Origin of the sequence: Rhodoferax ferrireducens, from assembly GCF_003347515.1 — a bacterium.
In the GTDB taxonomy this organism is placed as follows: domain Bacteria; phylum Pseudomonadota; class Gammaproteobacteria; order Burkholderiales; family Burkholderiaceae_C; genus Rhodoferax.
On sequence record NZ_QEII01000299.1, the window covers coordinates 13,113 to 27,115 of the forward strand.

The 14,003-nt window shown below is 62.2% G+C and carries 13 protein-coding genes and 1 pseudogene; 4 read left to right on the forward strand and 10 right to left on the reverse strand.

Features of this window, described 5'->3' with window-relative positions; genetic code table 11:
* Positions 1-3 precede the first annotated feature (3 nt).
* The 5 genes from C5P05_RS21905 to C5P05_RS21925 are packed head-to-tail and all read right to left on the reverse strand — an operon-like array spanning position 4 to position 4,875.
* On the reverse strand, positions 4-1,185 hold the full coding sequence (locus tag C5P05_RS21905) for an ABC transporter substrate-binding protein (RefSeq protein ID WP_114971977.1): 1,182 nt from the start codon (positions 1,183-1,185) through the stop codon (positions 4-6).
* Between the two features lie 50 nt (positions 1,186-1,235).
* Positions 1,236-1,874 carry a maleylacetoacetate isomerase gene (gene maiA, locus C5P05_RS21910; protein ID WP_198674819.1) on the reverse strand — a complete coding sequence of 213 codons (639 nt, stop codon included), beginning with the start codon at positions 1,872-1,874 and terminating at the stop codon, positions 1,236-1,238.
* Positions 1,875-1,888: 14 nt separating this feature from the next.
* Positions 1,889-3,082, reverse strand: coding sequence for a 3-hydroxybenzoate 6-monooxygenase (locus tag C5P05_RS21915; protein WP_114971978.1), 1,194 nt, complete (start codon positions 3,080-3,082; stop codon positions 1,889-1,891).
* 27 nt (positions 3,083-3,109) lie between these two features.
* Complete coding sequence (locus C5P05_RS21920; protein ID WP_114971979.1) at positions 3,110-3,820, reverse strand: fumarylacetoacetate hydrolase family protein; 711 nt, start codon at positions 3,818-3,820, stop codon at positions 3,110-3,112.
* 17 nt (positions 3,821-3,837) lie between these two features.
* Complete coding sequence (locus tag C5P05_RS21925; RefSeq protein WP_114971980.1) at positions 3,838-4,875, reverse strand: cupin domain-containing protein; 1,038 nt, start codon at positions 4,873-4,875, stop codon at positions 3,838-3,840.
* A gap of 108 nt (positions 4,876-4,983) precedes the next feature.
* Between C5P05_RS21925 and C5P05_RS21930 the strand changes: the two genes are divergently transcribed.
* Positions 4,984-5,883: a LysR family transcriptional regulator gene (locus tag C5P05_RS21930; protein ID WP_114971981.1), complete on the forward strand. Its 900-nt coding sequence runs from the start codon at positions 4,984-4,986 to the stop codon at positions 5,881-5,883.
* Between the two features lie 4 nt (positions 5,884-5,887).
* Here C5P05_RS21930 and C5P05_RS21935 read toward each other — a convergent pair whose 3' ends face one another.
* From C5P05_RS21935 to C5P05_RS21945, 3 genes and pseudogenes are all read right to left on the reverse strand, one after another.
* On the reverse strand, positions 5,888-7,894 hold the full coding sequence (locus tag C5P05_RS21935) for a UvrD-helicase domain-containing protein (protein WP_114971982.1): 2,007 nt from the start codon (positions 7,892-7,894) through the stop codon (positions 5,888-5,890).
* Between the two features lie 44 nt (positions 7,895-7,938).
* Positions 7,939-8,745, reverse strand: coding sequence for a MipA/OmpV family protein (locus C5P05_RS21940; RefSeq protein ID WP_157979426.1), 807 nt, complete (start codon positions 8,743-8,745; stop codon positions 7,939-7,941).
* A 215-nt stretch (positions 8,746-8,960) separates the two neighbouring features.
* Positions 8,961-9,746, reverse strand: a pseudogene (locus C5P05_RS21945) (selenium-binding protein SBP56-related protein); the annotation flags it as partial.
* 471 nt (positions 9,747-10,217) lie between these two features.
* Here C5P05_RS21945 and C5P05_RS21950 point away from each other — a divergent pair.
* Positions 10,218-10,643, forward strand: coding sequence for a PEP-CTERM sorting domain-containing protein (locus tag C5P05_RS21950; RefSeq protein ID WP_157979427.1), 426 nt, complete (start codon positions 10,218-10,220; stop codon positions 10,641-10,643).
* Between the two features lie 361 nt (positions 10,644-11,004).
* On the opposite strand, the gene C5P05_RS21955 is transcribed toward C5P05_RS21950, so the two are convergent.
* Entirely contained in the window at positions 11,005-11,217 is a 213-nt protein-coding gene (locus tag C5P05_RS21955) for a hypothetical protein (protein ID WP_420130766.1), read from the reverse strand.
* Positions 11,218-11,233: 16 nt separating this feature from the next.
* Entirely contained in the window at positions 11,234-12,094 is an 861-nt protein-coding gene (locus C5P05_RS21960) for a helix-turn-helix transcriptional regulator (RefSeq protein WP_114971986.1), read from the reverse strand.
* A gap of 91 nt (positions 12,095-12,185) precedes the next feature.
* On the opposite strand from C5P05_RS21960, the gene C5P05_RS21965 reads away from it, so the two are divergent.
* Together C5P05_RS21965 and C5P05_RS21970 are read left to right on the forward strand one after the other, a co-directional pair.
* Positions 12,186-13,394: an aminotransferase class V-fold PLP-dependent enzyme gene (locus C5P05_RS21965; RefSeq protein ID WP_114971987.1), complete on the forward strand. Its 1,209-nt coding sequence runs from the start codon at positions 12,186-12,188 to the stop codon at positions 13,392-13,394.
* Entirely contained in the window at positions 13,378-13,995 is a 618-nt protein-coding gene (locus C5P05_RS21970) for a LysE family translocator (protein WP_232834617.1), read from the forward strand. The genes C5P05_RS21965 and C5P05_RS21970 overlap by 17 nt, the downstream gene beginning before the upstream one ends.
* The last annotated feature ends 8 nt before the right edge of the window (positions 13,996-14,003 follow it).

Here is a 14,003-nt window from a genome sequence, read left to right on the forward strand (position 1 = left end):
CCCTTAGGGCTTGCCCGGGTCCCTGAAGTTGGCGGTCTGCTCGAACTCGACGTTCTGCAGCTTGCCCGCCACCTTCTCGACCTTGCGGATGTAGATGGTTTGCACAATGTCACGGGTCTGGGGGTCGATGCTGATGGGGCCGCGCGGGCTGGTCCAGCTCATGCCCTTGGCCGCGGCCATGAACTTGTCGCCACTGGCGTCGCCGCCGGTTTTCTCCAGCGTTTTGGCGATCAGCTGCATGCCGTCAAAGCCGCTGACCGACATGAAGTTGGGGCGGTCCTTCGGGTAGGCCTTGTAGTAAGCCTGCACGTAGGCCTTGTTTTCCGGCGAGTTGTGCGACTCGGCGTATTGCAGGGAGCTGACGATGCCCAGGGCGTTGTCGCCCACGCCGTCGATCACGTCTTCTTCCGTCAGGTCGCCGGTGGCGATGATGCGGATGCCGCTCTTGGCCAGATCACGTTCGATGAAGCCCTTGATGAACGAGATGGTCTGCTCGCCCGGCGGCACGAACAGGAACACGGCTTGCGGCTTGACGTCCTTGATCTTTTGCAGAAAGGGGGCGAAATCCGGGTTCTTCACCGGCGTGCGCACCTCGCCCACGATCTCGCCGCCGGCGGCGGTGAAGGTCTTCTTGAACTGCGCCTCGGCGTCATGGCCGGGGCCGAAATCGGCCACCAGCGTGTAGACCTTCTTGATGTTGTTTTTGGCCGCCCAGCTGGCGATCGGCGCCGTGGTCTGCGGCAGCGTGTGCGACACACGCAGGATGTAATTGGACTTGGTCGTGATGGCCGAGGTGGCGGCGTTCATGACGATCATCGGCGTCTTCGCCTCGGTGGCAATCGGCGCCACGGCAAAAGCCGAGGGCGTCAGGCCAAAGCCGGCGAGCACATCGACCTTGTCCTTGACCACCAGTTCCTGCGCCGCGCGCTTGCTGATTTCCGGTGCGACCCCGGTGTCGTCCTTGATGATGAGCTCTACCTTGCGCCCGGCAAACACGCCACCGGCCTGTTGCAGGTACAGGCGCGCACCGTGTTCGATTTGCTTGCCATAGGACGCAAACGGACCGGACATCGGCAGCACCATGCCGATTTTCAGCGGCTCGGCGGCGGTGGCGATAGATGTTGCCAGGCTGAGGGCGCAGGCGCCCAGGGTGGACAGCCAGAGCTTGGATTGTTTGACTTGCATGATGTGTCTCCTACTTTTATGGGGGAATGATTTTGGGGAGTCGGCCCGGCCTACTGCGCGTCCGGCTGCAAGGCCGGGGCGGCGCGCTTGAAGGCGTCGAGTTCGGCACAGGCCCGGTCAATGGCGACGATGTTGGGAAACGGCGTCAGATCGACCTTGAAACGCCGCGCGCTTTCCACCTGCGGCACCAGATAAGCATCGGCCAGCGTGGGGGCGTGGCCGAAGCAGAAGGCGCTGCGTTGCCGGTCAGCCGCCAGCAGGGTTTCCAGCGCCTGAAAGCCGTCCTGAATCCAGCTCGCGCACCAGGCAAGCACGGCGGCTTCATCACAGCCCAGCGTCTTGCGCAGGTATTCCAGAATGCGCCGGTTGTTGATCGGATGAATGTCGCAGCCGACGATCGCCGCCAAGGCCCGCACCCGCGCCCGGTCTTCCGGGTTCTTGGGCAGCAGAGGCGGTGTCGGGTAACGTTCTTCCAGCCATTCGATAATGGCCGGCGACTGCGTCAAGATCACGTCGCCTTCCACCAGCGCCGGCACCAGGCCTTGCGGATTGAGGGCCTTGAACGCGGCGCCCAGATGTTCCTCGGTGCGCAGATCAACCGCGACGTAGTCGTAGGCCAGCCCCTTCAGATTCAGGGCGATGCGCAGGCGGTGCGACGTGCCGCTGCGGAAAAAATTATGGAGTTGCATCAGGGTCGTTCCACTCAGGCAGTCGCCAGACAATTGGTGACGTTCCAGCCGTACAACCACTCCATCGCGTCATAAAAACGCTCGGGCGTGCGGCCCCGCCACAAGGAATTGCGCACCAGGCGCTCGACGCCCTTGGCATGGTAGATGCGGCCCATCTCGCGCCCCGACAGCACGATGCGCGCGGTGCGGGTGATGCGCGAGTTCTGGTACAGGTCGAAGGCTTTGATGAAGTCGTTGTCGCAAACGCGCAGCGCTTCTCCCAGAGTGACCGCGTCTTCCAGCGCCATGCAGGCACCTTGCGCCATGTACTGCGTGGTCGGATGCGCCGCATCGCCGAGCAGGGTGGCGCGGCCGAACGACCACTGGCCAATCGGCTCGCGGTCGGCGGTGGCCCAGCGCTTCCATTGTTTCGGCAGGTCGATCAGCTGGCGCGCCTTGGGGCAGATACCCTGGAAGTAGCTTTGTACCTCTTCCGCGCTGCCTTCGGTCACGCCCCACGCTTCCGGCTTGCGGCTGTGAAAGGTCACCACCACGTTGTACTGCTCGCCGCCGCGCAGCGGGTAGTGCACCAGGTGGCAATTGGGGCCAACCCAGATGCTGGCCGCGTTCCATTGCAGATCTTTCGGGAAATCTTTTTTGTCGATCACCGAGCGGTACACCACATGGCCGGTGACGCGCGGCGGGTCGTTCACATACTGTGAGCGCACCACCGACTTCACGCCGTCGGCACCGATCACAGCGACGCCACGGTGGGCCGTGCCGTGCTGGTCGTAAACCGTCACGCCCGTGTCGTCTTGCTCGACGCGCTCGATCCGCGTCGAGGTCAGGAACTCGACCTTGCCGGTTTCCTGCGCGCCTTCCAGCAGCGACAAGTGCACATCGACCCGATGGATCACGGCATAGGGGTTGCCGAAACGCTGGCGGAAGGCCTCGCCCGTGGGAATGCGGCCGACCAGGGTTTCGTCGAGCGCGTCATGCATCACCATCTCGTCGGTAAAGACCGAGCGGCTGCGCGCCTTGTCGCCGACACCCAGGGCATCGAAGGCGTGGAAGGCATTCGGGCCGAGCTGGATGCCGGCGCCGATTTCGCCAATCTCCGGCGCCTGCTCCAATACCTTGACGGTAAAGCCCTGGCGCACCAGTGCCAGCGCGGCAGCGAGACCACCAATGCCGCCGCCGGCGACGATGACGGGAAGTTGCTGAGTCATGTTTGTCTCCTCGAATTTGTGTGTTGTTTATTCGGCTGCGCCGATGCTGAGCGCCACATCACCCACGCCGTCGATATGGCCGGTGATCCGGTCGCCGGTCTTGACCGCGCCCACGCCTTCGGGCGTGCCGGTGTAGATCAGGTCGCCCGGCACCAGGTGGTAGAACTGCGACAGGTCGGCCAGCAGCTCGGGGATGTTCCAGATCAGCTGGCCGAGGTCCGCCGTCTGCTTGGTTTCACCATTCACCTGCAGGTAAATTGCACCGGTACTGAGCACGCCCAGATGACCGATCGGAACGATCTCGGTACAGACCGCGGACTTCTCGAAATCCTTGCCCAGATCCCACGGACGCCCCTGATCCCGCGCCACCAGTTGCAGGTCGCGGCGCGTCATGTCGAGGCCGGCGGCGTAGCCGTAAATCATGCGCTGCGCATCGGCTTCATTCACCCGAAAACCAGATGCACCGATGGCAACCACCAGCTCCATCTCAAAGTGGTAGTTGCTGGTGCCGGCCGGATACGGCACAGTCGCGCCCGACTCAACCAGCGTGGAAGGCGATTTGGTGAAGTAAAACGGCCGGGCCGTGCTTTTGTCCACCGGGCGACCCATCTCGATGGCATGGGCGTGGTAATTGCGGCCGACACAGAAGATGCGGTTGACGGCAAAGCGCAGATCGCTGCCCTGCACCGGCAGGGAGTTAACGGCGGGCGGATTCCAGAGGTAGTTGGCTTGGGTCATGGGTACTCTTAAGGGGCTTAGTTGCGGACTTCGTAGACGCCGAGCTTTTTCTGCAGCGGCGCGTCGTCCGCGATGAAGATGAAGGCGGCTTGGTCTTTGGAGCGGTTGCTCAGGGTCACGGGCGTGTAACCCGGGATGCAGCAGGTGTCGGCTTCCGCCAGGCTGAAGGCATGGCCTTCGAGGCTGACCCCGGCGCCGCCTTCGATCTGGTGAAACACCATGGCGCAGGAGCGGGCTGGCAGTTGCAGCCGTTCACCGGGGCGCAACATCAAGGCCGAGAAGCCCAGAATCTTCTGGCAATCCGCGCCCGTTTCCGGGTTCACATAGGCCACCTGCACGGCATCAAGGTCCGGCTGGCTTTGCGCCAGTGCGACCAGAGTGGCGCGCACATCGACCCAGGGGTAGCGCAGCATCGGGAAGGCCTCGCCGGCGCGGTTGAAGACCGGCGCCGGCACCACGCCGCCGCGCTGGTAGGCGCGGTCATTGGCTTCGGCGGTGACGGTCTGCGCCTTGCCTTCGGTCACATACGAGGCTTCCATGAAATAGACCAGCGGCAGGTCCAGCACATCGAGCCAGACCACCGGCTTGTCGCCGTCGTGGCCATGCTCGTGCCAGAGACCGGTGGGGGTCAGGATCAGGTCGCCGCGGCTCATCGGGCACTTCTCGCCCTCGACCGTGGTGTAGGCGCCCTCGCCTTCCACGATCATGCGCACGGCGTTGGGCGTGTGCCGATGCGCCGGCGCCCACTCGCCCGGCAGCAGCAATTGCATGCCCAGGTAAATGGTCGCGCTGGCCTGCATCTTGTCCAGCCCATGGCCCGGGTTGGCCAGCACCAGCACGCGGCGCTCGGCTTTTTCAATCGGGGTCAGTTCGCCGGCCTGAAGCAGCAGCGGGCGCAAGCCCTCGTAGGACCAGCAAATCGGCTGGGTGCGCGGGGTCGGTTTTCCGGGCGGCAGCACGGCGCGCAAGCTGGGCCATAGCGGCACCAAATTCTGCCCGGTCAGCGCGGTGCGATAGGCCTCAGGGAGGTCTTCCAAACGACCAAGTTCTTGCATATTCTCTCCTTCATTTGTTTGATAGAGCGAATCGTAAAAGCAGACCAAAATGCTGTAAATGCAATGGCGCTAATATGGCGTATTCGAAATTCGCATAGTGCTGCCACCATGAACTCCATCGATATCCGCCTCCTGTCCGTGTTTGATGAAATCTACAAAACCCGCAGCGTCTCCGGCGCGGCGGAAGCGCTGGAACTGGGTCAGCCCGCGGCCAGTGTGGCGCTGTCCAAGCTGCGCCATCAGTTTGGCGACCCGCTGTTCGTGCGCACCTCCAGCGGCATGGAACCCACGCCGTTCGGCGAGGGCCTGGTGCGGCCGGTGCGCGCGGTGCTGGACGCGCTCGACGTGGTGCTGGGCCATCGCAATGACTTTGATCCGCTCTCCTCGGAGCGCATTTTTCGCATCTGCATGACCGACATCAGCCAGCTGGTGCTGCTGCGCAAACTGTGGGAGAAGTTGCGCGTCGCCGCGCCTGGCATCCGTATCGAGATTTTTCCGCTGTCCAAGGACACGGCACGCCTGCTGGAGAGTGGCGAGGCCGATCTGGCGCTGGGACTGATGCCGCAGCTGGAAGCCGGCTTTTACCAGCAGCTGCTGTTCAACCAGAGCTTTGTCTGCATGTTGGGCGCGGACCATCCGCGCATCGGCGACCAGCTCAGCCTGCAGCAATTCGAGGCGGAGGATCATGTGGTGGTCAGCTCCTCCGGTTCAGCCCCCTTGATCGTCGACCGCGAGATTGCGCGCCTCGGCATCAAGCGCCGGATTGCGCTGCAGATTCCTAATTTTGTCGGCGCCGCCCTGGTGGTGGAACACACCGACCTCCTCATCACCATCCCCAAACGCCTGGGCGATGTGCTGCAAGGGCGCGGTGCCTTCCGCATCTTCCCGGTGCCCTTCCCGCTGCCGGAGTACGCGGTCAAACAGCACTGGCATGAGCGCTACCACCATGACCCGGGCTCGCGCTGGCTGCGCGGCGTGATTTCGGAGTTGCTGTCGGATCCGGCTTAAGCGCTTAGGGCGCCGGCGGCGGACCCATCAGCTTGGCCACAAACATACTGGGATGCTCCTGGCTGGCGTACAGGGTCAGGGCGCGCCGGGCGCGGGTCACCGCCACGTAGAGCATGTTTTGTTCCTCGCCCATCTCCGACCTGGGCGCCGGGAACTCGCCGCTGTCCAGATAGGGAATGACGACGTGCTCAAACTCAAGCCCTTTCACGCTGGCCATGCTTGCGATCAGCACGCGGGCTGACTTCTTGCCCATGAGTTGGCGCTGTGACTGCTCGGCGACATTGAGGGATTGAAAGTACGCACTGGCGGTGTCGAACTCCGCTGCTGCCCGCTTCAGTCCGGCCAGATTGCCGATGGCGTCAAGGCGCCGCTGGCGCGACAGCAACCGCTCGTTGATCATGGAATCCATCTGCAAGGCCTCCAGCAGCCGGCCCAACAGGTCCGGCCCGGACTGCTCTTTTGCCACTTTGACGGCGGCCTCAAGACGCCGCCGCATGCCGGCGTCAACGTTGCGCAGGATCTGATTCTCGAACATGTGAACCAGGAAATCAGGCGCGTGGGACAGGACGCCCAGGGCTTCATCCAGCAGGGCTTGCTGGGATTCATCCTCGCGCCCCGTGACGGAAATTTGAGCGCCGGAGAAGTAGAAAATCGCCTGCATGACTTTTTTGCGCGTGGCTTCTTCCGCCACGCTGCTGAGGTCTTGCGCCGCGACCGCCAGCAGGCCGCGCACGAACAGCACTTCCGGGCGCATCAGGTAGCTGTCGAATCCGCTGGTGGTGTAGGAAATGCCCTCTGCCAGCAAGCCATTTTCAATTTCCACGGACTGGTAGGGGTGGCGCAGCAGAATGGCGTACTGGGCAGTTTTGGACTTGAGCTTGGGCTTCCAAAGGGCCGCCTCCTTGACCACCAGAGGCGCACATTGACTGGCGTCGTGGTAGCGCACCCATTCAATTTTTGTCTCATGTTCGGCCATGGAGCTGTAGGGCTTGCCAGCGACCCGCTTGCCCAGGGCGGCCAGCGATTTGCCGAAGCGAAAGCTGTGGCTTAAGGGAAAGTGCGCCACAGGCCCGCCCGTGTGATTTTCCAGCTCGGTGCGCATGAACCGGGCTTCGGCCCCGGCGGCCTCGTGGATCACCTGGTCCATGTCGCCCACGCCACAGAAAAAGCTGTTGGTTGTGGCAATCAGTTCCTTGAGAATTTCAAACATGGCCTGGTTCAAGTCATGCATCTCATCGACCAGGATGACCTTGGCCGACACCGGCCAACTCGGGCAGTCTCTCACCGACTCGCCGGCGAGCAGCAGGCGCGCCAGATCGTAGGTCGCGTCCTGGACACCGCGAAACTGCGGCTTGTCGCCGTTCCCCTGCCGGCGCACCCACTCATAGGCCAGAAAAATCCTGAGTTGGGTGTACTCGACACCGATGGATTCGGCGTAGTCGGGGCTGACCGGCTGCTCCTGGCGCTCCAGATCATCGCGCAGGGTGCCCTTGAGTCGGCTGTTAAGACGAAGAAACTCTTCCACCATGCTGTTGTCACCGAGGGTGGGCATGAGCAGCTCGGAGCGCCATTTTTCATGCGGACTCTCGGCCACACGCAGCACGGCTTGCCAGACGTAAGGGCTGAGCTGCTCGGCCTCTTCAAAGCAGGGAACGGCGCTGCCTTCGATGTCCCGCAGGATCGCCGCGCTGAACGACTCGAAGGTTTGAATGCGAAAGCGATGGGCAATAGTGAGTGGCACGCCAAGCGCGTGGAGTGCGGCCTTCAGCGCGGCGCACGCGGTATCGGTGTAGGTGAGCGCGAGCACCTGCTCGGGATTCGTCCCACGGGCCCAGGCTTCCGCCATGCGCAAGGCGAGTGTTGTGGTCTTGGTCGCACCCGCATTGGCTTCGACCACGATGACCCGGGCTGCGGCGATCTGAATGGCGATCTGTTCACCCGTCGGGACGATCGTCGTGGGAATGAAATGCTGCGTCGCCTTGGAGATTTCTCCCCGGGTTGGATTATTCATGCTCGATGCTTGCCATCAGGCTCGGTGGCCTGATCCCGCCCGCTCTAGAAACCGTAGGACACCGCCACGATGCCGGTGGCGCTGTTGCGCTGGCGCGTCAGCGGACTGTCCTGGGCATCGCCTTGCAGACTGCTGAAGGACACGGCGGTCGTGATCGCCGTCCTGGGGTTGAGTTGATAGGTCAAGGACACGTTGGCCCGCACATCGCGCAGACCGGTGCCGGGGGTGTAGACGGCGTAGCCGCTGTTCAGGCTTTGCACCGCATCCACGCCGAAGTAAGACTGCTGGTACTCGGCATTGGCGAAGGTGGCGGCCGCGCCCAGGCCCAGGCGCCATTGCGGTGCCAGCTCCAAGGCATAGGCAGCGCCCAGATCCAGCAGCATGCCCCGGCTGTTATTGCCCGAGCCATAACGCAGCGAGGAGGTCAGCACCATCTGGCGATTGACGGCGTAGTTGAAGAAGCCACCAAACTCCAGCTTCGCATCGATATCCCCCATGCCCTTCAGTGCGCTGGAGCGGCTCTGGTCACGCCCCAGGTCGGCAGTCAGGCGCAGGCCGTAGTCCAGGTCCGGGCGCTTGGAGAAGTTGATGCCGATGCCGTTGGTGGTGCCGGCAAACCAGCCATTCTTCCACTGGTAGTCCAGCAGCGGGAAAAGCAGGTTGCGGCGCTCGTCCGAGCCCTGGTATTGGCGGGTCGCAATCGCAGCCGCACCCACGGTGCCACCATCGCTGCCGGGCGCGGCGCCGTACAGACGCACGGCGTCGAAAGCCTGGGCGAATAGCAGAGGGGTGGCCAGGGTCAGGCCAGCGGCGAGCGACGCCATTTTGAGGGAACGAGGGGCAAGAAACACGGGGAACTCCAGGGGTCTAAAAGATGGGGAAATCAAGGGGCAGATCATGCCTCAATTAAGGCCTGTTCGGGCTCCGCAAAATTTACTATTAAATGTATAGCTGCATGCGCAATAACTGCGGTGGCTGGAGGCCAATTTGGCATATATTTCGCACAAAACCCACCGGCTTTTCTCGCGGCTCCAGGTCAGAGCGCCAAGGCAATCCCGGCCGCGCCGGCGATGTACAGAAAGCGGTCGTCAAGCGAGAGGTCGATGTCGCTGATCAACGGCGGCACGGCGCCAAAACCTTTCAGCAGCGCGGGCAGTTTGGCTGCGTCGGCCGGCTCGGGCGAGATGGTGGCGGTCTTCTTGATGTTGAACTTGCCGTTTTCGCGGTACCAGGTCCAGATCAAGCCTTCCAGGTTGGTGGTGTCGACCACCACGCCGAGAAAACCGTATTCGCGCGTCGGGTCGTGCGCCGGACGAATCTCCAGCGGCATTTGATGGTTGGCGCCGAGGTCGATGGCCTGCACATGCTTGCGGTCGCGCAGGTCCCAGAAATGTACCGAATGCCCGTATTTGTTGGCAAGCAGGTCTTCCGCCACGAGGCCGTTTTCGAACTGCGGCGGTAGGCCCCATTCGCTCGACACCATGTAGTCGCGCGGCAGGATCCACCAGAAGTCGTAGTGCAGCTTTTGCGGGCCGCGGTCGATCTCCCAGCGCCCGCGGATCTCGAAGGTCTCGCAGTCCATGATGAAGATGCCCGGCGGCCCTTGCGTGCCGTCCTTGGCGGCACCGCCCAGGGTGCTGATGTAAAGACCTTCAGGCCCGCAGTGCACGGTGTGCGGGCGCGAGTAGCCGGTCTTGCGCAACACCTCTTCCGGCTCGATGGTCTTGATGAGTTTGGGCGCGCGCGGATCCGGCTGGGTATCAACGATGTAGATGCGCGAGGAGCGAATGCCCGGAATGATCAGGTAGCGGCGCTGCAGAAAGGCGTGGCCCGACGTGGGCGAGAGTGCCGAGAGGTGAAAGGTGGGGTCCAGACGCAAAGTTTCCATTGCATGGTCGTTACTCCTCAAACTGTGGAGGGCACCGCTGTCGGCCGCGTGTTCCGTGCCGAGACGGCATAGATCTTGAAATATTAGCGTCGGGAGACTTGAAGCAAGGACATGGTGTGTGGAGTGGGCTGGGCTGAGGCAAGGAATCGCGGAGTCAACCGTGCTCCAGAAGTGGCGCCGTTGAAAGACTTTTAGCTGACTGCAAATGTGTCGGGGAAATTTACAAACCAAAATTCTCGAATGTACTCGAGGCCAAGACACGCTTTGCAAGTCATTGATTTGAATAGAGAAATTATTAAAAGTTACAACTTGGTACAAATGTTGCATTCGTATACACGCCGTGTTTAATTGACCTTCGTCAACCGGCCATCCAGGAACAACATGACTATAAAAAAATGTCTTCTGTCTGCCGCCATAGCGCTTGGGGTGAGCAGCATGGCGATCGCCAACCCCGTCTTGACCGATCTGACCCCGAATGACTACATCACAGTAGGCGCTCTGGATTGGGCTTGGGCGGCGCCCATCACTTCCGAGGTCTGGTTTGGCACCAACACCCTATATCAGGCTAGCCTGCATGAGGGCTGGCGAGAAGCCACGGACACTGAATGGGCGGCCAAACCCTCGTTCACCGACTTCGGTGGCAAATGTGCTGCCCAGTACTGGAACTCGAGCTTCACACACTGCGATTTTGGGGACGGCCTTTCCCAGCACTGGCTTCCATCCTCAGCAGGGGCAAACTCGCTGGATCTTTGGTACGTGCGCAGCTTGGCCGTTTCCCAGGTCCCAGAGCCTGGAACGCTTGCCCTGCTAGGCATGGCACTGGCTGCTGCGGCCGTCGCGCGAAGGAAGAAGCAGCGCTAAGCTCTTCGCCCCGTCTGCATGCAACGTGCTGGGGCGGCGGACTGCTTTCCAAGCTTCCGACAACACGGTTGGACCCATATTGATACGCCATGAACGCTCGACGAATGACGTCCTTCAGCTGTCGTCGGGCGACACGGCATGTGAGATCGCAGTGCCGGATTGAAGCCGAATGCAAGTTTCCGTAACTGGTCAAGTTTGCGTCGGCGCCAACACCAACCGCGAGTGCCGCAATTGACAGCCATAAAATAACTACAAAATATATAGCGTAATACACTTATTCCACGGGGGCTAGAGACCTAAAACACCATTAAATTATGACGATTCACAGGGTCAACCACCACACGAGCGGATGGACTGCAAATCAGACCCCGAGATACCCCGACAAGGCCGCGCTCTGCGCCACCTCGTCCGCCGTGCCTTGCAGCACCACTTGCCCCTTTTGCAGCACCAGCGCATGGTCCGAGTGCGCGAGCACCTTGCGGTAATCACGATCGACGATCAGCGCCGGGTGCGTCATCAGGGCGCGGCCGATGGACAGCATCTGCAGCTCGCCGCCGGAGAGTTGACCCTGCACGTGCAGTGGCGGTTTCTCACCAAGCCGTGACCGTAGTGCCGGGACACGCTTCATCTCCCGCAAGCATGGGTTGATTGCGTGAGCCCAGGGCAACTTTCGCAAGCCCTCTGTACTGGCGCGGGCTCAGACCCAAGCGCTCTTTGAGCACTGCGCCGAGATGGGATTGGTGGGCAAACCCACATGCGAAGGCAATGTCGGCAAGCGGCTCGTCTGAGGCGCGCAACGACCGGCGAGCCCGCTGCAACCGCCGCTCGGTGATGTAGGCGTGCGGCGTACTGCCGATGGCGTTCGAAAAGCTGCGCAAGAAACGCAACAGCGGCATCTCTGCGACACCAGCCAGATCCTCCAGGCTCAACGGCCCATCGATCGCACCGTCAATGTAGTCCAGGACCCGCGCATGCGCCTTGCGATCCGCCGCGTAGCAACTGGGCGCGTGACCGGGCAGCGTGAGCCGAGACAAGCCTTGACCCAACAGCAGCGCCGCGTGCTCCTCGATCAACCGGGCGTCGGGTTGTACGGCATGCAGCAGACGACGCAACGCCCAACCGAGTCGCACCGCTTGCCGATCTCCATGAAAGACCGTGCGCGGCCCCGCACGAGGAGCATCCACTTGCAGGTCTGGCATGTCGGGCGCCACGCGCAAAGTCAGGTACTCACCGCCGGTGCATGACTCCGAGAACATCTCCACGTCGGGGAGTGTGAAGGCCAGATCGCCAGGCCAGGCATCGAAGTCCTGGCGCGTATCGGAACCAATGGCATGCACCCCCCGTTGCCGCTCGAATGCCAGACCCAGCACATACCGATGCGACGCGTCGCGCACCGAGTACGGCGCCGACGGCAGCAATGCAACACTGGCCCAGCCAAAGTCGATTTTCATGGCGCGACGCCTTGTCTGAAATTTCCTGATAGATGCGATACGGGCATGTGGCGATGATAGGCGCATACCCACATAACACGGCCGCCAATCCATGACATCCACATCTGCACCGCTGGTTTGCCAGCGCGATTTCTTCTCCATCCCTGCCGACCATTGCTACCTGAACAGCGCCTTCATGGGACCCTTGCCCAAGCCGGTGGAGCAAGCGGGAGCGAGGGCACTGGTCGCACGGGCCTCGCCCATTGGAATGACAGCACAGGATTTTTTTGTGCCCGCCGAGCGAACGCGCAAGTTGTGCGCGCAGTTGGTGAACGCGGACCCGGAACGTGTTGCCTTCATCCCCACCGCGGCGTATGCCGCAGCCATCGTCGCCAAAAATTTGCATCCAAAGCCAGGCCAGAACATCGTCATGCTGGGTGACATGTTTCCGAGCAATGTTTATGCATGGCGCAACTGGCGGAGCAGCGGCGTCGAGATGCGCATGGTGCCGGCGCCCCAGGCACCCTGGTCGCCACCGGCGTTGCACACCAGCCGGGCAGCTTTGTGGAATGCGGCCGTGCTGGCGGCCATTGACAGCAACACCGCGCTCGTTGCCGTGGAGCCAGCGCACTGGACCGATGGAACGCTGTTTGACCTTGAGCGCATTGGCAAGCGCTGCCGCGAGGTGGGCGCCGCGTTCGTGGTGGACGCAACCCAAACCGTGGGCGCGATGCCATTCGATGTCCAGCAGGTGCAGCCCGACGCGTTGATGGTGCACAGCTACAAGGCTATGTTGTCGAACTATGGCCTCGGCTTCGCCGTGTTGGGTGCGCGATTCCTGGACGCCAGCCCGCTGGAGGAAAGCTGGTTGATGCGATCCGGCAGCGAGAATTTTGCGCGTCTGGTCGACTATGAAGACCTTTACGCGCCGGGCATGCGGCGCTTTGATACCAGTTTGCGTGCCAACCCCTCGTTGATTGGCATGCTGGAGGCCGCGTGCCACCTGCTGATCCAATGGCAGCCGAAGCGCATCCGCGACTACTTGCTGGAGATTGCACGCAGGCCGGTGGATCGCTTGCGCGCGCTCGGGTTCGAGATCGCAGATGAAACCCAGCGCTGCGCAAACCTCTTCGGCGTGAGACTCCCCTCCACCCTGGATCCCGAAGCCTGCCGCCAGCATCTGGCGCGACAACAGATCCATGTGTCGGTACGCGGCAGCGCGGTGCGGGTTTCGCCACACGTCTACAACGACGAGGGCGACCTGATGAAACTGGCGGACGCATTGGAGCAGTTGGTGCGCGCCGATGGACGAGGGAAATAACATGGCGGATGCGTCCCTGCTGCCGCTGGCGTTGTTTGTACTGACATCCACCCTGACGCCGGGTGGTGCGACCACATTGGCAACGGCCTCCGGCGCGCAGTTTGGCTTTGGGCGCTCCCTCCCGTTGTTGTTGGGACTCAGCGCGGGATTGGCGACGCTTGCATGCATTGCGGCCACAGGTTTGTCTGGACTCATGTTGGCCGCACCGTCGTTGCAGCTCGCCATGAAGTTGGTCGGCACGGCATACCTGTTCTGGCTGGCATGGAAAATTGGACGCAGTGGGCCGCCCCACCTACAGACTAAGCTGGCAAGCCCGCTTGGATTTTTCAGCGGCGCCAGCATGCTGTGGATGAATCCCAAGGCCTGGGCCATGACCACCGGCGCGGGCGCGTCGTTCGCGGGGCTGGTCAATCATCCTATGGAGCTTGCCGTGCTGCTGGGCGCGGCATTTGGATTGGCAGCCAGCGTGTCGTTGGCCATCTGGTGCTGGGCGGGTCTTGTGCTGGCAAGGCTGTTGCGAACTGCCAGGCAATGGCATACCGTCAACGCCATCTTGGGGGTGCTACTCGCCGCTTCTGTCGTGCCGGTGTGGTTGCCGTAGCGAGAGGT

Bases quoted from the DNA above. Each gene is read 5' to 3' on its own strand.
- C5P05_RS21915 (WP_114971978.1), bottom strand. From the start codon at position 3,082: ATGACTCAGCAACTTCCCGTCATCGTCGCCGGCGGCGGCATTGGTGGT.
- C5P05_RS21935 (WP_114971982.1), bottom strand. From the start codon at position 7,894: ATGAATAATCCAACCCGGGGAGAAATCTCCAAGGCGACGCAGCATTTC.
- C5P05_RS21925 (WP_114971980.1), bottom strand. From the start codon at position 4,875: ATGCAAGAACTTGGTCGTTTGGAAGACCTCCCTGAGGCCTATCGCACC.
- C5P05_RS21970 (WP_232834617.1), top strand. From the start codon at position 13,378: ATGGACGAGGGAAATAACATGGCGGATGCGTCCCTGCTGCCGCTGGCG.
- C5P05_RS21960 (WP_114971986.1), bottom strand. From the start codon at position 12,094: ATGAAAATCGACTTTGGCTGGGCCAGTGTTGCATTGCTGCCGTCGGCG.
- C5P05_RS21920 (WP_114971979.1), bottom strand. From the start codon at position 3,820: ATGACCCAAGCCAACTACCTCTGGAATCCGCCCGCCGTTAACTCCCTG.
- C5P05_RS21930 (WP_114971981.1), top strand. From the start codon at position 4,984: ATGAACTCCATCGATATCCGCCTCCTGTCCGTGTTTGATGAAATCTAC.
- maiA (WP_198674819.1), bottom strand. From the start codon at position 1,874: ATGCAACTCCATAATTTTTTCCGCAGCGGCACGTCGCACCGCCTGCGC.
- C5P05_RS21965 (WP_114971987.1), top strand. From the start codon at position 12,186: ATGACATCCACATCTGCACCGCTGGTTTGCCAGCGCGATTTCTTCTCC.
- C5P05_RS21905 (WP_114971977.1), bottom strand. From the start codon at position 1,185: ATGCAAGTCAAACAATCCAAGCTCTGGCTGTCCACCCTGGGCGCCTGC.
- C5P05_RS21950 (WP_157979427.1), top strand. From the start codon at position 10,218: ATGGCGATCGCCAACCCCGTCTTGACCGATCTGACCCCGAATGACTAC.